This window comes from Leptospira ainlahdjerensis, from assembly GCF_016919175.1.
GTDB classification, from domain to species: domain Bacteria; phylum Spirochaetota; class Leptospiria; order Leptospirales; family Leptospiraceae; genus Leptospira; species Leptospira ainlahdjerensis.
Genome location: NZ_JAFFPU010000028.1, coordinates 60,195 through 80,578, shown reverse-complemented (window position 1 = coordinate 80,578; position 20,384 = coordinate 60,195). Strand labels below are relative to the sequence as shown.

Below are 20,384 nucleotides of genomic sequence, written 5' to 3'. Positions count from 1 at the left end.
CCTACATTCGAGACTGTAAATGATCGATTTTTCGTGAGTTCTTGTTGGAATAAGCTGTCGTTCTATTAAAAGGAATCGATCGGAAAAAATCATTTCCTCTCGGAGAACATTTCCGATTCTTCCGGATCGTACGAAAAAGGGGAGATCGTGTGCGAGATATCGTCTTCTTCTTTTTGTCTTCGGATTTTTTCGAAAAGACGCTTCCATTCTTCTTCCCTTTTTTTGGAAGTGGAGGTTTCATTTTTTTGAATATAGAAAAGAGAGAATAAAAGAAATTCTCGGTTAAAGCCGGTTTGTTTGAGTTTGGAATCTAAAAATTCCTCGTCCAGAACTCGATTGGATTCTAAAATTCCCTGTAGGATTTCGATCGCCTGAATGTCGGATACGTTTCCTCTTTGTCTATAAATTCTATACAAAGGATATAGAATTTCTTTTCCGGCCTTCCCTTCTTTTTTGAGACTCAGATAAAAGGCTCTTCGAGACATCGCCAAAGACTCGTTAAATTTTTTGTTCTGTAGGAATTCAAGTGCGGATTCGTAGGCGTAGATCGGTTCATTTCGAAAGATCGCCGCTCGATCCAGAAGCGCCTGTTCTAAAAGCGGAGATTGTTTTTTCTTTAAGGACAAAAGAAGAATTCGGTGGAGGTAAGAATTTTCCGGAAAGTAAAGAAGATATTTCCGGCACTTCGAGATCGACTCGTCGATCTTTCCTCCTTCGTTTACGGTGTTGACCTCCGCTTCGATCGCTGCGAGGTCTTCTTTGTAAGGATTGTTTTTTTGAATCCAAAGAAGGGTTTCCCTATAATAATTCACATTTCCGAGTCTTGAACTCAAAACAAGTGCCTTGTAACGGTATTCGGGATGATCCGGATTTTGATTCAGGCTGAGCCTCGTAAATCGGAAGGTTTTGTCCGGTTTTTTCAATTCCTCAAACCCTGCGACCATTTCTTTTAAGAGAGAAGGGTTGGCGGGTTCCAATTGGATGCTTCTTTCAAAACTTTCCAGGGCCGTCGTTAAGTCCCCTTTTCCGATCCAAGCTCTTCCTTCGATCTCGTAGTAAGGAGCGGTTCTTTGGGCTCCTAAAGAGTCCGCGATCTCCAATTTTTGGAGGGCTTCGTCGTAACGAAGACGTCCTAATTCTTCCCTAGCCTGTCTGAGTAACTCTCCGTAAGAAAAGGTTGAATTCCCATAGAGCGTTGAATAACCTGTGCAAAGTACAAAAAAGAACCAAGTGGATAGCAGTTTCCTAGGCGCTCTGTCAGGTAGAATTCTTCCCATCTTTTTAAACATCGGAACATTGAAAAAAAACAAGAGGTTTCACTGAATGAATTCAGTTACGATTATTATCGCCATGTCTATTTTGGCGATCGTTACTGCAGTAGTCTATACCTTCAAAGTGATCGGCATCAAAGTCGGCGCTCCGGGTAGTAACGATAAAGAGACTCAAAAACTCATAGAAATATCCTCCGCCATCTCCGAAGGGGCAATGGCCTTCCTGGTTCGGGAATACAAGGTCATTTCCGTTTTCATCGCCTTTATGGCGGTCCTGATCGTTCTCCTTTTGGACAATCCGGGTTCGGAAGGGTTTAATGACGGGATTCACACCGCGATCGCTTTCGTTTCCGGTGCCGTGATTTCCTGTCTCTGCGGATTTATCGGGATGAAGATTGCGACCGCTGGAAACGTAAGAACCGCAGAAGCCGCAAAAACCTCTCTTTCAAAAGCGTTTCGAGTTGCTTTCGATTCCGGTGCTGTGATGGGTTTTGGTCTCGTGGGTCTTGCGATCCTCGGAATGATCGTCCTCTTCCTTATTTTTACGGGAATGCATCCTGGAGTGGAAAAACACTTTCTCATGGAATCTCTCGCAGGTTTCGGACTTGGAGGTTCTGCCGTTGCACTTTTTGGAAGAGTGGGCGGGGGAATTTACACTAAGGCCGCAGACGTAGGAGCGGATTTGGTGGGAAAGGTAGAAAAGGGAATTCCGGAAGATGATCCGAGAAACCCTGCTACGATTGCGGATAACGTGGGAGACAACGTGGGAGACGTGGCCGGTATGGGAGCCGATCTTTTCGGATCTTGTGCGGAGGCGACTTGTGCGGCCCTGGTGATCGGAGCGACGGCATCGGCTCTTTCCGGATCCGTGGACGCGCTTTTGTATCCTCTTCTCATTTCCGCGTTTGGAATTCCTGCTTCTCTTTTGACGAGTTTCCTCGCAAGAGTGAAAGAAGGCGGAAATGTGGAAACCACTCTGAAAATTCAGCTCTGGGTATCCACGATTCTCGTAGCGATCATCATGTATTTCGTAACCAACACCTTTATGGTGGATTCATTTGAAATCGCTGGAAAAACGATCACAAAGTGGGATGTTTATATTTCCATGCTCGTCGGTCTTTTTTCGGGAATGTTCATAGGAATCGTAACCGAGTATTATACTTCTCATTCTTACAAACCGGTGAGAGAAGTCGCGGAAGCGTCTAACACCGGTGCGGCGACCAACATCATCTACGGACTCGCGCTCGGATATCATTCTTCCGTGATTCCTGTGATTCTTCTTGTGATCACCATCGTAACGGCGAACATTCTCGCCGGGATGTATGGAATCGCGATCGCGGCTCTGGGGATGATTTCTACCATCGCGATCGGCCTAACGATCGACGCTTATGGTCCGGTTTCGGATAACGCGGGTGGAATCGCAGAAATGGCGGAGCTTGGAAAAGAAGTTCGTGATAGAACCGACAATTTGGATGCGGCAGGAAATACCACTGCGGCGATCGGAAAAGGGTTTGCGATCGGTTCGGCGGCGTTGACGTCTCTCGCACTCTTTGCCGCGTTTATCACAAGAACGCAGACGACGAGCCTCGAAATTCTAAACCCAGAAGTATTCGGGGGTTTGATGTTCGGAGCGATGTTGCCTTTCCTTTTCACCGCAATGACGATGAAGTCGGTGGGGAAAGCTGCGGTCGACATGGTGGAAGAAGTACGAAAACAGTTCCGTGAAATTCCAGGAATTATGGAAGGAAAGAACAAACCGGACTACAAACGTTGTGTGGATATCTCCACGACAGCCGCACTGAGGGAGATGATTCTTCCCGGATTGCTCGTTCTTTTGACGCCGATCGTAGTAGGTTATCTTTTCGGAGTGAAGTCACTCGCAGGAGTTCTTGCGGGTGCGCTCGTTGCCGGTGTGGTTCTCGCGATCTCCGCGGCGAATTCCGGCGGGGGCTGGGACAACGCAAAGAAATACATCGAGAAAAAAGCCGGTGGAAAGGGTTCCGACCAACACAAGGCGGCCGTAGTCGGTGATACCGTTGGAGATCCTTTCAAAGATACTTCCGGACCATCGATCAATATTCTCATCAAGTTGATGGCGATCACAAGCCTCGTCTTTGCCGAATTTTTTGTTCAGCACGGCGGATTGGTTCTGAGATTGTTTCATTAGAATTTTAGAATTCGATTCTAAAACTTGGGAAAGCCCTTTTCGCAAAAAAAAAAGCGGGAAGGGCTTTTTTATTTTGGGAACTCGGAATCGAATGGGGACAGACATCCTAGCGACTCTGCAAGAAAAAGATTCATTGCTTTCGAAAGATCTTGATTTCGGGCGTGCCCTTCGCGAGGCGAAGGTCGCGCTCTCCGCTTCAGTCAAGTTATTGAGTGATTCCCGTTTGAGGAAGTCTTGGAATTTGAAAGCAATAACTTGACTCCGCCTCGATCGCTCACGCGGAGCTCGAATAAAAAACGATTGCGGCCATGCCGAACGCGGATTAACAAGAAAAGCTATGTAGAAGAGGGGAAGTATGATTAAAACAGGTTTGCTCATTCTTTCAATATTTCTGAATATTCTTTTTATCTTAAGAGGGATTTATACTTTGCTGGATGGATATCCCGAAACTCCGAATGGAAAAATTGGAATTTTAAAAAAGGATCTGTCCATCGGGAAATTTGATAAAAACGCCAAATTGTTCAAATTGCCGAAAGGATTGGTAGTAAGAGATGCTTCCGCATCTGGGATGGGCTACTTTGAACCTAAGCGTTTTAAGATCGTCGTTACTTCGGATCGAGAGGATTTGGTAGATTACGAAGTGGATGAGAAAGAACTTTCCAATTTTAATGGAGAATATTACTCCGCAAAATAAGATAAAAATTGCGATGACATTCTAAAATCCCTGGAAAGGAAATCTATTTAGAATTTACGGTCTGGTTCATTTTCTTTGGTTTGCGTTTTGGTTTTTAGGGAAAGGGATCGGGGAGGGATTCACTTGTGATCGGGTCCGGTTCGAAGTGCAAAGCTCGGGAGATTTGGTTTTTTCGTAGATTTAGGGTCCAGATCATCCTGTAAACGGAATGGAAGTGAGGAACTCCTCGGTTCATCGTTTCCACGATAGAATCTCCGACTCCGACGTCTTCCAACCACAAGAGATAGTTAAACAGAAAACACCTCGAAACACCATGAGCCGCCGCCAAAGCCCCAAAAACCGCCCAAACTCCGGAGTGAACGTGAATTGTCATCTTCTTCAGGTCTCCCGCTCCCCAATTGTACTTGATCTTACCTGCTTTCCGATGAAGCCGATCCAAGGAAGCGACGTATTTTGTGTATCGGATTAGAAGAAGAGGAAGTTTTTTAGAAAGAGCCTTCTTTTGAATTTTGTCTAAACGATTCCAATAACTGAGCGGAATCAAAAGAGAATCCGAGCCGATCTCGCCTTCATTCAGAGCGGAAAGAATTTTTTTTTGGGAAGAAAGTAACAGAACGTCCATACTTGAAACAGTTCCCTTTGAAGTCAGAACGTACTCCGGGAGCGAAAAAAAAAACGGAAAATCATTCCTGACCAAAAGACGACACTACTTGGAAGTCGATTCCAAGATAGAATCCGGAAAAACGACGCTGAAAAATCGGAGCGCAGTTCGATTCTTACTTCACTTTCTCACTTGCAAATTCCCAAAAGAGGTTCTATCTAATCCTTATGAAACTTCGATCCTTTGTGGTTCCCGCACTATTTTCCGTTTTCTACGCAACTATTGTGCAGTATATTATCAGAATTGAATCCTTAAAAAATCTTGGAATTACGATGGCCTACGGCGCCGTATTTATCCTTCCTTTTTTGATAGGTCTGGTCAGCGTTTATTGGGCGGAGAAGGAAAAACCGAGATCGATCTTTTTTCATATTTTCTTTCCTTGGTGTCCGACGACAATCTCCATGTTACTTTCCTTTCTCGTAAATTGGGAAGGAATGATTTGTCTCATCATGGGTCTTCCGATCTATCTCGTTTTGTCGAGCGTGGGTGGAATCGCCGTGGGGATTTTGTTTTATATCTTTCCGGAGAATCGGATGAATTTTCTCGGCGCGTTAGGCATCCTTTCCCTTCCTCTCGTATCCGGATATATAGAATCTTATTGGGAGTTACCGAATGAAATTCGTATGGTAGAAACGAGTATTGAGGTGAAATCAAGACCGGAAACGGTTTGGAAAAATATCATACGGATTTCGGAATTGGAAAAAACGGAAGAAGGATTTTTTTACAAGATGGGATTTCCACGACCCGTCGAAGCGACACTTTCTCGCGAAGGAATCGGCGGAATCCGCGAAGCGAGATTCGAAAAGGGACTTTTCTTTCACGAAACAATCACCGAATGGAAGCCGCTTCACCGTTTGAAGTTCGAGATCCAAGCTGATCCTAATTTGACGCCGCTTACCACGTTAGACGCTCATGTCGTTCCGGGAGGAGCTTATTTCGATGCTCTCCAAGGCGAATACGAATTGGAATATTCAAACGGCGTCGGCCAGAATGAAAGACAAAAAATAATTTTACATCTCCGAAGCAAGTATCGTCTTTCGACACATTTTAATTTTTACGCATCCTTCTGGGGCGATTTTTTGATGCGGGACATTCAAAATACGATCTTGAGAATTTTGAAACGGAGAATGGAAATTCAGTAGAACGATTTTCCGGAAAAGGACTTTGATCTTGTCCTAAAATCTCGACTGTGGGAACTCTCACACATTCCAGTCTGTGAGGGACGAATTCGAATATCACGGACTCTCCGAAGAGACGTAATCTGTGGGAACTCTCACACATTCCAGTCTGTGAGGGACGAATTTGAATATCGCGGACTCTCCGAAGAGACGTAATCTGTGGGAACTCTCACACATTCCAGTCTGTGAGGGACGAATTCGAATATCGCGGACTCTCCGAAGAGACGTAATCTGTGGGAACTCTCACACATTCCAGTCTGTGAGGGAGGAATTCTCATAGTTGTAATTACGACTTGATTCTGAAACATTGAGCGAAAGAAATCGGTTTGGAATTCAATTCAAGATTTTCCACTTTATTTTTCGTGGGAATTTGAGGAACAAATCGGGTTCGAGTAGGAGAGAATACCCTCTAAAAAATTTACACCGAAAAAAACGCCGAATCTTCCAAAGTTGAGATGTCGAACGGAAAGCTTTTCGAGCGCATCCGAAGTTTCCGGATCGATGTGAATGTGACCGACGAAAACGAATCGATTCTTATCTTTTCTGTCCTTACTCAGCTTAGAAAGTGGAACTGGGGTGTTGGAATACCAAAGCGTGACTCTGAAAGGATTCTTGAAGTTTTGGGATACGATCGCAGGTCGATCGATGATAAACGTTTTCAGGTTCGAAAATCCTTCATAACCTTGATCCCAGGACCATTCCGGTTTTTTTTCACCGCGTGTAACGTGCCTTACTAATACGAAATTGAGTTTCCTTTTTGTATTTTCCCCTTCCAAAATGGAAACGTTCTCCAAAAGAACATCATACGCGTCTTCCGTAATTTCCCGATCGAACCACCTTGTAGGATCTAAAAAGTTTAAGAGTTCGAAAAAAGCAGAGCCGGGAATATGGGGATGACCGTTCAAATCTTCTTTTTTTAGAGCTCTTTGAACATAAGAATGAGAATCCGGTTCTTTGATTAACGTTGCTGATTCTGCGGAAAGTATTCTTACCTGAGAGATCGTTTCAACGGAATGTAATTTCCCGATTCCTATCAGAAAAAGAAAATAAAAGGCCGGTTTTATAGAAAATCTAAAGATCTTCATTTTAGAATTACAACGAAGAAATCTCTTCGTACAATCTTTCCGCTGCGCCTCGACCTTGTTGTACAAACTCGGAGTTTTGTTTTCGGATCTTTGCGATTTTTTCCTGAGGAAAATTCAAAATTCTTAATATATCTTCCGGTTTGTTTATCACAAACAAACCTCCGGTTTTGTTTAATATCATCGCCTCCGGAGAATTGGAAATTTTAGGGCCCGTCATCAAAGGAAGGCCGAAGGTCGCCGGTTCCAAAACGTTGTGTACTCGATTGTGAAGGGCGCCGCCTACATAGGAAAAATCCGCTGCTTGATACGCAAAGGCCAAAATTCCCAACACGTCGAATACGATCGTCTGCGCGCTCATCCTTTCATACGGAGTGGAAGTCCAGGTCTGGTATTCCATCCCTGCGTCCTGCAACCTGTGTTCTATGGAAACGATTCGATCCGGCGATGTTTTGTGTGGAAAAATCCAGAACGCAAATTCGTTTAACAAATTCGGTTGTTTTTCTCTCGCGAGTTTGTAAAAGGAAACAAGAATTTCTTCGCAGGGTTCGTAAGTGGATGCAAATAGTATGATTTTTGAATATGGGTAATTTTTGGGTTTTGAAAATTCCTTTTTGTTGTCCTCTATTTTTTTTAAAACCGTATCGAACCTAGTATCGCCTAAAACTTTTACGGGAATTCTTTCCGGGACAAGAGAACGAAACGCCTCGTAAAAACTTTCGTGAGAAGGGTAGATCCCGTTGAGATTCCGAAAAACGGATCTTGTCAACATTCCTAAAATCCCTTTTTTGCGATTTCCGATCACCGCGGAGCCCAAGACCACCTTGGTCGCAAATCGTTTTGCAGAAAGAATCAGATTCGGCCAAGTGTCCCAGGCCATCAGCACAAGAACCTTGGGATGAAAGTGTTGGAAGATCCAGTTGTATCCAAAGGGAGTATCGATCGGCAGACGAAAGGTTTCGTCTGCGGGAAAGGCTTCCAACTGAGAATCTCGAACGCTCTCGGAGAAAACGGACTGAAGCAAAAAAGTCGAAGGTTCTTTTTTGCGAAATTCCAAAGCCAGAGCGCGGCACTGATCCAATTCACCCACCGAAGCGGCGTGGAACCAGATCACTTTCTTTCCTTGTGAGTCAAAGGGTTTGGAAAGAATTCTTTTTCGATCTTCCTTTCTCTTTTTTAGGAAAATTCTTCCGGCAGGAAATAACAGAAAAAGAGGAACGATAAAGATACGAAGAAAGATCGTCAGGATTTGATAGAGAAAAATCATTGGTTTATGAGCGGAGTTCTATTTGCTTTTGATCTGATGGATACCTTGATCAAGGATCCCTTTCATTCTGCACTTTATAAAATACTTCCCAGCGAATCGAGAGAAAAATTCATTCAGGGAAGGGAAAGAAACGCCTTTATCGAATTCGAAAAGGGCCATATCGAAGAGGAGGAATTTTTCGAAAGATTCTACCTTCCCGAATTTAGAAATTCCGATCTTCCGGATCCTCGTAAGATCAAGGAACTGATGTTTCAAAAGGTTCGTCTTATTCAGGAAAGTATCGGGATCGTAAAGCTCTTAAAGGCGAACGGAAACAAACTCGTTCTCGCGAGTAACTATTCCATCTGGTATAAGGAACTTCAAAAATTTCCGGAAATGCAGGAAGTATTCTCCCAATTCGATCAACTCTATTTTTCCTGCGAACTCGGAACCCGTAAACCCGCGGAAGAATACTTTCAATGGATTCAAACCGATTATCCCGATATGCGCTATGTTTTGATCGATGACAACGCAACTAACGTGGAAGCGGCTGGTTACGTCGGTTGGGACACGTTTCAATTCAGTTCTAAGAATCCTTCGGAACTCGGAGAATTTTTTAAAAACCAGTACCCCAATTATCTTTGATCTCTGCTCCCGGATAAGCCTCATCCCTTGTATCGATGAGAAGACCCATCCGATCGAGATAGAAAACAAATTCTCCCTTCTTTTGAAAAGGGCCCGGGATCAATCGTATCGCGGCGATCTCGAACGGATAACGCAGACTGGAGTTGAGTCTTGTGTTTCTCGCCGGAATCTCCAGCTTCTTCTCGATTCTTTTCCAGCCGTCAAAACTCAAATCGCTCAGTTCGATCACGATCTCTTTGGACCTGTATTGATGGAGAACCAATTCAATCTTTGCATTTTGGGAAGAAGCATACATCCAAAAAAAGATTCGAGTCGGCGCGCCGATCGGAAGACGAATTTTTTCCTTGGGACGAATCTCCAGATGAGCGTGTTTTGGATTTTCAAAAAAGGTCTGTACCATCATCGAACGATAGTCGTTCGCCGGAGCAAGCGTCGGATAACATTCTCTTTCTTTCAAAAAAGCGGGATTAGAAGGGATTTGAGAATTGAATCGGATCTCGTTTAAAAAAGAAACACCTCGATAGATTTCCCAGGGTCTTTCCCCGTCAAAAGAATCCACGAGAAAAAGATTGTATTGCTTCCACTCAGAAAGTATCTTTTCCAAGATCAGAACCCGACTGATTTCGTCCTCTTCTCTTTTGACCGGAGCCGAAGGGAGATCCGAAAGACTTCCGAATAGGCTCAGAGCTAGCGTGAAGAATAGGGCGAAACGAAAAAAACGGCGGTTCACAGGATTCTATTCGGTGAAAATGGGACTTAAAAAGAGATACTTATCCCGTTTTCCCTTCCCTTTTTCGAAGGAAAAAACCGATATTCTAAAAAGGTATGCCCATGAGACGAGACCAGTTGAAAATCTTACTTTCCGGAATTTTAGTTTTACTCTTAGGATCCTTGATCCTCTACAGTTATCTCTTTCGGGAAGACATCTCCAAATTCTTAAAAAAGAAAGAAGGCGAAGAAGTCTCAAACAATTCTAAAACCGATCGGGTAATATTGAGTCCGGACATGAACACGGAACCTCCGCTTTCACCAAACGACTTAAATACGCTTCCGACCGAAGAAAAAAATTCCAAAGCTCCAGAAGAATTTTCAGGAATGGAAAAAGAGAAATTTCCATCCAAGGAAACCAAAAGCCTCAAAGAAGAATGGCCCGAGGAAAAGAAGACAACTTCTCCCTCAAAACCGGAAAAAGAAAAATACCCGGAAGAAAAATGGAATCCTCCCAAGGACGACACGAGCACTTATAAAGACGAAGAACCCAAATCCAAAAAAGAAAGAATGAAAGAAGACAAAACGGATTGGGAAGACAAAGCGGAAAGAAAACATTCCTTAAAAAAGAAAAAGTATCTTAAAAAATATTCTTCTCGCAAGACCGGAAAAAGAATCCGTTCCTTGGAAACAAGAGTCAATCGATTGGAAAAAAAATTGGGAATCTCCTCTTCCAAAAAAAAGGGAAAATCGAAAAAGGTTTCTTCCAAACGAAGTCTGGAAAAACGAGTGGAAAAACTCGAAAGAGAAATGAAGAACCTAAAATCCAAAGAATGATATGGGGATTCGAGAACGTTATCTTCAAATCCAAGAAGAACTCACAAGGCTAAGACCGGAGAAACCTCCCACACTCATCGCGGTCTCCAAGTTTCAAACTTTGGAAGCCGTTCGAGAAGCGGTAAACGGAGGAGTTTTTCATTTCGGTGAAAATCGAATCCAAGAAGGATTGGAAAAGTTTGAAGAATGGTTGAAGGAAAAAAATTCTCCATTGGTTCTGCATCATATCGGACCGGTCCAGAGCGGAACTCTTCGAAAACTATTCTTAGGTTATTCGTATGCGCACGGAGTCGGTAGTCTCGGAACCGCGGAGGAACTTTTGAATCGAGCGCAAAAAGAACAAAAAAAAATACGCTACTTTTTACAGGCCAATCTCACGGACGAAAAAAGCAAACACGGATTCGCCAAAAAAGAACTGCTCGAAATTCTTTCCAAAAAGGAAACTCTTTCCAACGAGTTTTGTAAACTCGAAGGGATGATGGTGATGGGACCTTCTGACGGAGAACCCAACAAAACGAGGGAAGTTTTTCGAGAACTCGCAAACATCCGAAACGAATATTACCCCGAAGGAAAATTATCGATGGGAATGTCCGGAGATTTTAGAATCGCGATCGAAGAGGGAAGCGACTTTGTAAGAATCGGAAGCGCCATCTTTGGAGAAAGGAATTGATCATGAAACATACGATTGGAGTCGCAGGTTGTGGAAATATGGGAGGAGCGATCTATCTCTCTCTGAAGAAACGTTATCCGACACAGGTTCTTGGATACGATCCCTACATGACCTCGAATAAAAAGATAGAGCTCGTTTCTTCTTGGGAAGAATTTTCTTCCCAAGCGGATCTGATCGTCGTATGTGTAAAACCGGGAAAGGTAGTCGAACTCTTAAAACGAGTCCCTTCTCAAAAAATGATTCTCTCGGTTGCGGCGGGAATCAGCACACAAACGATTCGAAACTCTCTTCCTTCCGGATCCAAAGTTGTTCGAATCATGCCGAACCTTCCGCTTCTTGTTGGAGAATCTGCAATCGGTTACTACGGAGACGACGAACTCTACGAAACCGTAGAGGAAATTTTCCAATCCCTCGGACATTCTTTACCCTTAAGTTCCGAGTCTTTGATGGACGCCGTGACCGGACTTTCCGGGTCGGGACCCGCTTATGTTTTTAAATTCATCCAAGCTCTCGCAGAAGGAGGGGTACTTTCCGGCCTCGGTTATCAAGAAGCCTTGGATTTGAGCATACAGACAGTCATCGGTTCCGCCGAACTTCTTCGTAAAGAAAGAAAAAAAGATCCACAAACCCATCCGGAAGTTTGGAAGAATAAAGTGACCTCTCCCGGAGGAACCACGATCGCCGGACTTGCGGAGCTTGAAAAACACGGATTTACCCACGCAGTGCTCGAAGCGGTGAAAGCCGCAGCCAAACGGTCCCAAGAACTTGGAAATTAATGCGAAATGGGAAATTCAATGGAAACCCTCGCTCCTTCTGAAAACCTTCTTAGGAAGGGAGAATCATAGTTCTTTCTGGTTAGTTCCAATACCAAGAAGAGACTAACGTAAGAGTGCGAGTAAATATTCACCTTCGTTTTTGGAAAAAGGATGCAAACTAATCCCGGGATTCAGTTATATTTGAAAACAAGACAGGAAAAAGGGAAAATTTATCTTGAAAAGAAAGAGGGAAGGGTTAAAACACTAGCGCGGACAGGATTCGAACCTATGACCTTTGGGTTATGAGCCCAACGAGCTACCAGCTGCTCCACCGCGCGGTGTATGTAGGTCAGTATTTGTGCTGAACCCTCGAAAGCAAGAATAAATCGACAAAAAGAATTGATTTTTAAAGAAAAATTAGATCTTATATCCTTTGGTATAAGAGATTCGTTTCGAATGAAAAAGAAAGCCGTTCAAAATTTCGGCAATAAATTGGAAAAGGCTCCTTTCGTATCTATAGCACCGGAGAACCACCCGTTTGATCAGTAAAGAAAATGATCCACTGATGATAGAATATCTCGAAAAGAAAATCTATGATCAAAAGCAATTATTAGAAATCAGCAAAGCTCTCAATTCCACTTTAGATTATAAATATCTAATGGATGCAATTCTTAATATTTGTCTCGCACAGTTGCAAACCTTGCAGGCGGCAATCTATGTCAGCCCGGAAGCGGATTCCGATTTTTTTGAATTGGATCCGAGTTACAAAGGTTTTGATCTTTCGGAAAACGAAAAATCATTCCGTATCAAAACGGACGCGGCCCTCATTCAGTTTTTAGAAACGAGAATGAAAGCGATGACGGTAAATCAGATTGAAGAGAGTATGGGCCGATCCGTAACCGAAATCGATTTCCTCCGAGGAATCGGAGCCGACCTCATCATACCTTTGAACGCAAAGGGAAAGGTGAACGGTCTTCTCGTTCTTGGAGAAAAGATGACCATGAACGAGGTTCAGGAAGAGGACCGGGATTTTTTAACGACCCTTTCCACACTTGCGGGAATCGCCGTCGAGAACTCTCGTCTTTATGAACTCGCGACCGTGGACATGATGACCGGTCTCAAAGTGCATCACTACTTCCAGACAAAACTCAAGGAAGAGATGGATCGTTGTCGAAAAAAGAAGTCTCATCTGACTCTTCTTTTTACGGACGTGGACAACTTTAAGAAGTTCAATGATACGCACGGTCACCAAGCGGGAGATCAGGTCCTAATCGAAGTAGCGCGACAATTGATTCGAAATGCGGGCAAACACGATACTCCGGCTCGTTACGGCGGGGAAGAATTTTGCCTCGTGATGCCGGGAGCGGATCTGGAACGAGGATACGAGATGGGAGAAAAAATTCGCGCGGCGGTGGAAGCCAGTAGCGTGAAAAATCCGAACGGCGGTCCCGATCTCAAAGTCACTCTTTCCGTGGGAGTTTCCGAGTTTTGGCCGAAAGACAAGAATAACCGAGATCTGATTGAAAGAGCGGATAAGGCCCTTTATATGGCGAAACATTCCGGAAAAAATCAGACCATTTGTTATAAAGAAACGTAAGAAAACCTTTTTCTTTTTTCGGAATTTGCCGATCAGTACAGCATGGAAAAGAATCTCCTGCTGTACCAAGTTCCTCTGACTCAAATCGAAGAAAGAGAACTCACAAAACGGATCCAAGACCGAGCGCTCGGGAAAGAAAAATTTGATTTTTCTCCGTATTCGTGTTTTATAGAATACAAACCAGCGGACCCGGTGACAGGCATTCAATACAGGGACTGCGTGATAGACTACACACGATGTTCCAATCAGAAATGTATCAAAAAATTGATCTGAGGTTTTTCCTTACACTTTTTCTTTTTGCATTTCTTTCCTGCTCCCTTCTTCCCTCGAAAACACAAGTCAATGTAGTTTCCGGGGGAGTCGAAGTCATTCTTCCCTTTTTTGAAAAACACGGTTTTCGCTTTATACAACTTTCCTTGAGCCCCGAGGAAAAGCCGCTTCGGTTTTTAGTGGATACAGGTTCTCGATTCTCCTTTTTGGATGAGAAGTTTTTCTCAGAACAGGATTCCAAACGAAGAATCGCGGTGACCTATCCCGGAGGAAAAGACGATTCTTACCGAAAAGTAAGAACCATTCAACTTTTTTCCAAAACCCAGTCCATCTTTAAGAATCTTACCGTACTTTCTCATACCTTTTCCGGGAATCTTGAACTCGACGGAATCATCGGCATGGACGCACTCTATGAGAAAATTCTAATCTTAGAATATCCGACTCAGATCCGTTTTTTAGAAAGCGCAGGTGGAGAATTTACCGAGGCCATGCTTTCTCCCTTTCCGGGTTTGGCTCAGAATACGGAACCGCTCCGATTTTTTTCCGGACATCCGGTTTTAGAAATCGAATATGGAACCCAGGACAAAGCGCTCCTTCTCATGGACACGGGCGCAGACTTGAGTCTTTTGGAATTGCCAAATGTGATCCCCGGTTTTGTGGAAGAGACTTCCTCGAGTCGTCCCGTTCAGATTCTCAACTTCCAAGGAAAGGTTTTGAACGTGAGAACGCGTTTTGTTCGTAAACTTTGTATTCTCATGACGTCCAATTGTGTAAACGATCTCGAAATTCTACCTTCGGGGCTTCCGGTCGATTTCGCCGGGGTTTCGACCGGAGTTCGGATCCAGGGAATTCTCGGCGTAAACTGGTTGAACGAGCATAGAATTCTCTTGGACATGAAACGGAGTCTTATAGGTATAGTAGGGAAAGACGGCGGGAAGTAAGATGAGCAAGGGTAAAATCATAGTAGCCATGAGCGGCGGAGTGGACAGCGCCGTAACCGCGGGACTTCTTATGGAAGAAGGCTACGAAGTCATCGGAGTCAATCTCCGAACCTGGGAATACGAAGCGCCGGCTTGCGACACCACTAAAAAATCCTGTTGTTCTCCCGAAGACATTCGGGACGCGAGAGACGTTGGTCTTTCGCTCAAAATTCCGTTCTACGTCGTGAAGATGGAAAAGGTCTTTCAAGAGAAAGTCATCGATCGTTTTATAGACGACTATCAACACGGAAAAACTCCGAACCCTTGTGTGGAATGTAATACCTTCGTCAAGTTCGGCGCGCTCTTTGAAAAAGCAAAAGCCCTTGGAATCGACAAGATCGCGACGGGCCACTACGCTCGGATCGCACAGAACGGAGATCGTTACGCGATCGCAAACGGTCTCGACATGGGCAAAAATCAGGCTTATTATTTATACGGACTCTCTCAGGAGAATCTCAAAAACGTAATCTTTCCTTTGGGGGAAATGACAAAACCCGAAGTCAGAGAAATCGCAAGAAGAATGGGACTTCCCGTCGCCGAGAAAGCGGAGTCGCAAGAGATTTGTTTTATCCCCGAGAACGATTATAGAAAATTCTTAGAAAAGAAAAACGTGGAATTTACTCCCGGTTTTTTCAAACTCAGGGACGGAAGAATCATCGGCAAACACAAGGGAAGAGAAAACTTTACGATCGGTCAGAGAAAGGGACTCGGGATCGCATGGAAAAATCCGTTGTATGTCATCGCGATCGAAGATGATGGATCCGTAATATTAGGAGAAGAGAATGAAACCTACACGGGTTCCTTCTCCGTAATCGATTATAACTACCAAGGTTTGGCTCCTCTTTCGGAAGGGGAATCCTTGGAATGCAGAGTGCAGGTCCGTTACAGACATTCGCCGATCCGCTGTACGATTACAAAACGCGGAGAGGATCTCGTCGTCGAACCTCTCGAAGACGTAAGAGGTGTTACCCCCGGACAATCCGCGGTATTCTATCCGGTCGATTCCGACTACCTTTTGTTAGGTGGAATTATCCGGAAGGGAAGTATCGAAATGCAAATCCGAGAAACCGCTCCGGCAGTGGCCCTTCAGAATTAAAGCAGGACTTTCTTTTTTGTCAGTGAATCACAAAATCACCGGGAAAACCATAATGATCGTGGGTGGGGGACTTCTTCAGGTTCCTATCATCCAAACCGCGAGAATGATGAAACTCACCACCGTAGTCGCCGACATGAACGGAGACGCTCCGGGAATGAAGATCTGCGATATTCCGATGGTGATGAGCACGAAAGACATAGAAGGTATGGTGCGAGAATCCAAAAAACTTGCGACCAAGATCAAGATTGATGGAGTCATCACTGCGGGAACCGACGCGAGTATGACGGTCGCAGCCGTCGCAAACGCACTCGATCTTCCCGGTATTCGTTATGTGGACGCGGAAGCCGCTTCCAACAAGGTCAAGATGCGTGAGCGTCTGAAAAAAGCGGGCATTCCACTGCCAGGTTTCGCTCCCGTCTGGAGCATAGCCGATACGAGAGACGCATTAGAATTTTTGAAATTTCCTCTTGTGATGAAACCCGCTGACAATATGGGCGCCAGGGGCGTGATCAAGGTCGAGAACAGAGAAGAATTACAAGCCGCCTTCAAACACGCAAAAAAATATTCTCCCACAGGAGAGATGATTCTCGAAGAATATATGCCTGGTCCGGAGGTCTCCGTAGACGCTCTGACTTGGAACGGAAATTTCGTGATCACGGGAATCGCCGATCGAATCATCGAAAGAGAACCGTTTTTTATCGAGATGGGGCACAACATGCCTTCCGCTTTGAGTCCTTCCGTTTTAAAAGAAGTGGAAGACGTGATGTTTCGAAGTATGAAGGCCCTCGGGATCACGCTCGGCGCCGGTAAAGGAGACATCAAGGTCACACCGGACGGAGTAAAAGTGGGTGAGATAGCGGCAAGACTTTCCGGCGGTTTTATGTCCGCGTTTACATTCCCTCTTTCTTCGGGGATCAACTTAAATCGCGCGGCCATTCTTATCGCGCTCGGAGAAGAACCGGACAATCTCACGCCTACGGTCGAGAGAGTTTCCATCGAACGTTGTCTTTTAGCTCCGAGAGGAAAGTTACTCGCCATTGACGGACTCGAAGACGCGCGTAAAATCGAAGGAGTCAACGATCTCTTCTTCATGAATAAGATCGGAGACATCATCCAAGAGCCAACGAATAACATCGAAAAGACCGGACACGTCATCATCAGCGCGGACACTCTACAAAACGCGGAATCGATTTTTGAAAAAGTCAAAAACACGATTCGTTTTACCTGCGACGAACTCTATTCCATATCCGAAAAGGAAATCCAGCAAAACGCAAGAATTCGTTTTGGAAAAGATGTATGCTGGGTTTGTAAGGTCTGCGACGGAACCGATTGCGCTTCGGGAGTTCCCGGAATGGGTGGTTTGGGAAGAATGCTTACGTTTCAGGACAACGTCGCGGCTCTTCAGGAATATTCCATTCTTCCTCGTTATATTCGGGAACATACGAACGCGAACGTCGAGACGACATTCTTAGGCAAAAAATTAAAAACTCCGATGATGGCCGCGCCGATGACCGGAGCCGTCACAAACATGAACGGGGCCATGGACGAATTCACGTTCGCCGCGACTCTTTTGGAAGGTTGTCAATCCGCGGGCACCTTGGCGTGGTTAGGCGACGGTGCAAGCCCGGATAAATATCGGATCATGCTCGAAGCGATTCGTAAGACAAAGGCGGACGCGATTCTTATCTGCAAACCGAGAGAGGACGAAGGTCTTTTAAAAGAACGTTTTCAAGAATCGGAAAACGCCGGGCTTTTCGCGATCGGGATGGACGTGGACGCGGTTAATTTCAAAACGATGGCGATGAAAAATATTTCCTCGGTGACAAGAAACGTTTCCAAGCTCGCAAAGATCCGCGCTCTCACCAGACTTCCGTTTATTGTAAAGGGAGTGATGACACCCGAAGACGCTCAACTCGCGATCGATGCGGGTGCTGATTGTATAGTTGTTTCCAATCACGGAGGAAGAGTTCTCGATGATATGCCGGGAACCGCGAGAGTTCTTTCCGGAATTCGAAAAGCGGTTGGAGAATCGTTTCCGATCGCAGTTGACGGAGGCGTTCGAAGCGGAATGGACGTCTTCAAGATGCTCGCGCTCGGAGCCGACACGGTTCTTGTGGGAAGGCCGATGGCGATCTATGCCGTTGGCGGAGGAGTCGCCGGAATTCGTTTTCTGATTTCGCAATATACTGAAAATTTATTACAATCCATGAATGTCACCGGAGTGGAAAATTTAAAAGGAATTGGGACGGATCTCCTTTTTCGGAAAAAAATTGACGAAGAAAATTCCGGCCCCCTATGAGAAAATCGTTTTACTAACTCGACTTTTCCGATCGAATATTCAAACTTACGATCGTCAGTTTAGAGGATCCTTTCCAAAAACGGATTTCAAATCGTAGTTTTAGAATCATGGACAAACTTATCAACGACCCGGAAGGGATTCACAAAATTCTTCAGTCTCTTTTTACGAGACTTCCCGTTGCGATCGTTGTCGAAAATCGTCCTCTCCCGGTAAGAATTGTCGGACTGAAGGACGCGACTCGGATCGTGATCACACTTCCGCCGGGAACAACTCCGGAGCCGAATCGAAAACTCTACCTGATTCACAACAACCATCGTTTTGCGGCGAACTTTACGGTGGAAATGCACAATCCTTCCAACGGCGTGGAATTGTTGCTCGCAACTTCGATTCAAGTTACGATTGCCCAGAGAACGGAAGAGAGGATCCGCGTCGACACTTCCTCCGGATCCCAGACGGTTCTTACGAACATCATCAACCAAGGCAATCTGAGAAAGACATTAGCATTTGCTGATAAAAAGATCGACGAGATCGTAAAAAAACACGCAAAACAGCTCAAAGAAAAATATCCGAATTCTACCATATTCTTCTCCGATCGAATGGACAATCGTCTACGATTGATGTATAACTTCGATCAGTCGATCTACGTTTTGGATCGCTACTCTAAAAATGACGGGAGCGGCGGATTTCAATTTTTACCGTTTCCTGAGTATCAGAAACTGATCACCGTGAATAAATTAGAATCCGGAATCACCTCCGAAGTTTCGATTATGATTCGTTACAAAGGTTATACTCCTCTCGGTTACGTGCAAATTCTTTCCGAAAAGGAATTGAATACGAACGATTTCAACGCGGCCAATATTTCAGCGAGCGCGGTTTCCAAGGACGTCATCGCTTCCGGTTTCTTTCAAGAATCTAAGGAAAAATGTAGCGTGGATAATATTTCACTCCAAGGCCTCGGTTTTTTTCATCCTCAGTCTATCTTTTTTTCCAGAAGTTTTACGGTCGGAGAAACGATTCTTTTCGACCTCAATCTTTCTGCGGAAAACAAAGGAACCTTTCGAGCCGTCATCAGAAACATCAACAACACGGATAAGATGTTTCGGATCGGTTGTGAGTTTTTCAACCTCAACGAAAAAGAAGAATCGATGATTCAGAGCTATATCGATTCCAAGGAACAGGCGTCCTGAATCCGGCCCTATTTGAAAACTCACAAAACGTTGAGATGGAAGAAGCGGCCGCTGAATCTTTGCAGATAACGATTCGCGCGGAAGATTCTTCGATGAGGCTCGATCAGTTTCTTTCTAAAAAGTTCACGTATCATTCTCGGACCGCCTGGCAAAAAGAAATTTCCGAAGGAAGGATTCTCCTTTCCGGGAAAAAAGTAAAACCGGGCATCATTCTGAAAGAAGGCGATCAAGTCGTTTATCAAATCGACAATAAAACGGAGCCTCCCGTAAGAACCGATTACAAAATCATCTTTGAAGACGAATGGCTCGTTGCCGTCGATAAACCGGGGGATCTTCCCGTGCATCCCGCAGGAATTTATAGAAAGGGAAACCTTCTCACTCTTTTGCAGGAATCCGGAAGATTCCGGGAACTTTATACGATTCATCGACTGGATCGGGAAACTTCGGGTGTGATTCTTTTTGCGAAGAATCAGAAGACCGCCTCTAAATTGAGCGGACTTTTTAGTTCCGGGAATATCCAAAAATTCTACATTACAAAAGTATGGAATTCTTTTCCGAAATCATTGACTGCCTACGGAATTCTCAAAGCGGACCCGGATTCTAAGATCCGCAAAAAAAGAAAATTCGCCCCTTTGGAAAAAAAGAAGTTCGATTCGAAACGGGGACTACTTTTGGAAACGGAAATCGAATCCGAAGAAGAAATCAGTTTTACCTATTTTCGAAAAATTCAATCCGATCTTATCCATGATAAGAAAGATTCTAACGCGAGTTCCTACGTTCTTTGCAAGCCGATTACGGGAAGAATGCATCAGATCCGCGCCACTCTTTACGGTCTCGGTTATCCGTTGTTCGGCGACAAACTCTACGGAAAAGAGGAAGAGGTTTTTTTGGAATTTATAGAAGGAAAAGAACCGGATCTCGTCGAAAGATTGGGAATGAAAAGACAGGCATTACACGCATATGCGATTTGTTTTATACATCCGGATACAAATCGAAAGATAAAAATTCGATCTCCAATACCGGAGGATTTTTTATGAAACT

19 protein-coding genes and 1 tRNA gene are annotated in these 20,384 nt (G+C 44.5%); 14 read left to right on the top strand and 6 right to left on the bottom strand.

Annotated features, from left to right (window positions below; translation table 11 throughout):
- Nucleotides 1–89: 89 nt before the first annotated feature.
- Complete coding sequence (locus tag JWG45_RS07215; protein ID WP_205279082.1) at nucleotides 90–1,310, bottom strand: tetratricopeptide repeat protein; 1,221 nt, start codon at nucleotides 1,308–1,310, stop codon at nucleotides 90–92.
- 13 nt (nucleotides 1,311–1,323) lie between these two features.
- Between JWG45_RS07215 and JWG45_RS07210 the strand changes: the two genes are divergently transcribed.
- On the top strand, nucleotides 1,324–3,438 hold the full coding sequence (locus JWG45_RS07210) for a sodium-translocating pyrophosphatase (RefSeq protein ID WP_205279081.1): 2,115 nt from the start codon (nucleotides 1,324–1,326) through the stop codon (nucleotides 3,436–3,438).
- A 355-nt stretch (nucleotides 3,439–3,793) separates the two neighbouring features.
- Nucleotides 3,794–4,132 carry a hypothetical protein gene (locus tag JWG45_RS07205; RefSeq protein ID WP_205279080.1) on the top strand — a complete coding sequence of 113 codons (339 nt, stop codon included), beginning with the start codon at nucleotides 3,794–3,796 and terminating at the stop codon, nucleotides 4,130–4,132.
- A 94-nt stretch (nucleotides 4,133–4,226) separates the two neighbouring features.
- Here JWG45_RS07205 and JWG45_RS07200 read toward each other — a convergent pair whose 3' ends face one another.
- Nucleotides 4,227–4,754, bottom strand: a complete 528-nt coding sequence (locus JWG45_RS07200; RefSeq protein ID WP_205279079.1) for a DUF1564 domain-containing protein — start codon at nucleotides 4,752–4,754, stop codon at nucleotides 4,227–4,229.
- A gap of 206 nt (nucleotides 4,755–4,960) precedes the next feature.
- Between JWG45_RS07200 and JWG45_RS07195 the strand changes: the two genes are divergently transcribed.
- On the top strand, nucleotides 4,961–5,935 hold the full coding sequence (locus JWG45_RS07195; protein ID WP_408611612.1) for an SRPBCC family protein: 975 nt from the start codon (nucleotides 4,961–4,963) through the stop codon (nucleotides 5,933–5,935).
- A 389-nt stretch (nucleotides 5,936–6,324) separates the two neighbouring features.
- Here the strand turns inward: JWG45_RS07195 and JWG45_RS07190 are convergent, their stop codons facing one another.
- Complete coding sequence (locus tag JWG45_RS07190) at nucleotides 6,325–7,056, bottom strand: hypothetical protein (protein ID WP_205279078.1); 732 nt, start codon at nucleotides 7,054–7,056, stop codon at nucleotides 6,325–6,327.
- A 7-nt stretch (nucleotides 7,057–7,063) separates the two neighbouring features.
- Nucleotides 7,064–8,320 carry a 3-deoxy-D-manno-octulosonic acid transferase gene (locus JWG45_RS07185; RefSeq protein ID WP_205279077.1) on the bottom strand — a complete coding sequence of 419 codons (1,257 nt, stop codon included), beginning with the start codon at nucleotides 8,318–8,320 and terminating at the stop codon, nucleotides 7,064–7,066.
- 6 nt (nucleotides 8,321–8,326) lie between these two features.
- On the opposite strand from JWG45_RS07185, the gene JWG45_RS07180 reads away from it, so the two are divergent.
- Nucleotides 8,327–8,944, top strand: a complete 618-nt coding sequence (locus JWG45_RS07180; protein ID WP_205279076.1) for an HAD family hydrolase — start codon at nucleotides 8,327–8,329, stop codon at nucleotides 8,942–8,944.
- On the opposite strand, the gene JWG45_RS07175 is transcribed toward JWG45_RS07180, so the two are convergent.
- Entirely contained in the window at nucleotides 8,916–9,629 is a 714-nt protein-coding gene (locus tag JWG45_RS07175; RefSeq protein ID WP_205279088.1) for a flagellar assembly protein FlaA, read from the bottom strand. The genes JWG45_RS07180 and JWG45_RS07175 overlap by 29 nt on opposite strands.
- 146 nt (nucleotides 9,630–9,775) lie before the next feature.
- Here JWG45_RS07175 and JWG45_RS07170 point away from each other — a divergent pair, with 146 nt between their 5' ends.
- Genes JWG45_RS07170 through proC form a run of 3 tightly spaced genes read left to right on the top strand, consistent with a single transcriptional unit; the run spans nucleotide 9,776 to nucleotide 11,935 of the window.
- Complete coding sequence (locus JWG45_RS07170) at nucleotides 9,776–10,489, top strand: hypothetical protein (protein ID WP_205279075.1); 714 nt, start codon at nucleotides 9,776–9,778, stop codon at nucleotides 10,487–10,489.
- 1 nt (nucleotide 10,490) lies between these two features.
- The gene (locus tag JWG45_RS07165; RefSeq protein WP_205279074.1) at nucleotides 10,491–11,159 is read left to right on the top strand and encodes a YggS family pyridoxal phosphate-dependent enzyme; all 669 of its coding nucleotides are present in this window, start codon (nucleotides 10,491–10,493) and stop codon (nucleotides 11,157–11,159) included.
- A gap of 2 nt (nucleotides 11,160–11,161) precedes the next feature.
- Complete coding sequence (gene proC, locus JWG45_RS07160) at nucleotides 11,162–11,935, top strand: pyrroline-5-carboxylate reductase (protein WP_232380573.1); 774 nt, start codon at nucleotides 11,162–11,164, stop codon at nucleotides 11,933–11,935.
- A gap of 244 nt (nucleotides 11,936–12,179) precedes the next feature.
- On the opposite strand, the gene JWG45_RS07155 is transcribed toward proC, so the two are convergent.
- Nucleotides 12,180–12,252, bottom strand: a tRNA-Met gene (locus JWG45_RS07155).
- Nucleotides 12,253–12,452: 200 nt separating this feature from the next.
- Here JWG45_RS07155 and JWG45_RS07150 point away from each other — a divergent pair.
- The 7 genes from JWG45_RS07150 to JWG45_RS07120 all read left to right on the top strand — a co-directional run bounded on the left by JWG45_RS07150 (nucleotide 12,453) and on the right by JWG45_RS07120 (nucleotide 20,380).
- Entirely contained in the window at nucleotides 12,453–13,511 is a 1,059-nt protein-coding gene (locus tag JWG45_RS07150) for a sensor domain-containing diguanylate cyclase (protein WP_069607816.1), read from the top strand.
- 42 nt (nucleotides 13,512–13,553) lie between these two features.
- Nucleotides 13,554–13,784 carry a hypothetical protein gene (locus tag JWG45_RS07145; protein WP_069607815.1) on the top strand — a complete coding sequence of 77 codons (231 nt, stop codon included), beginning with the start codon at nucleotides 13,554–13,556 and terminating at the stop codon, nucleotides 13,782–13,784.
- Nucleotides 13,763–14,722 (top strand): retropepsin-like aspartic protease, encoded by a 960-nt coding sequence (locus JWG45_RS07140; protein WP_205279073.1) that lies wholly within the window; start codon nucleotides 13,763–13,765, stop codon nucleotides 14,720–14,722. Before JWG45_RS07145 ends, JWG45_RS07140 begins: the two co-directional genes overlap by 22 nt.
- Before the next feature lies 1 nt (nucleotide 14,723).
- Nucleotides 14,724–15,857, top strand: coding sequence for a tRNA 2-thiouridine(34) synthase MnmA (gene mnmA / locus JWG45_RS07135; RefSeq protein WP_205279072.1), 1,134 nt, complete (start codon nucleotides 14,724–14,726; stop codon nucleotides 15,855–15,857).
- A 16-nt stretch (nucleotides 15,858–15,873) separates the two neighbouring features.
- Nucleotides 15,874–18,156: an alpha-hydroxy-acid oxidizing protein gene (locus JWG45_RS07130; RefSeq protein WP_205279071.1), complete on the top strand. Its 2,283-nt coding sequence runs from the start codon at nucleotides 15,874–15,876 to the stop codon at nucleotides 18,154–18,156.
- 107 nt (nucleotides 18,157–18,263) lie between these two features.
- Complete coding sequence (locus JWG45_RS07125) at nucleotides 18,264–19,343, top strand: PilZ domain-containing protein (RefSeq protein ID WP_205279070.1); 1,080 nt, start codon at nucleotides 18,264–18,266, stop codon at nucleotides 19,341–19,343.
- A gap of 35 nt (nucleotides 19,344–19,378) precedes the next feature.
- Complete coding sequence (locus JWG45_RS07120) at nucleotides 19,379–20,380, top strand: pseudouridine synthase (RefSeq protein WP_205279069.1); 1,002 nt, start codon at nucleotides 19,379–19,381, stop codon at nucleotides 20,378–20,380.
- Nucleotides 20,381–20,384 lie beyond the last annotated feature (4 nt).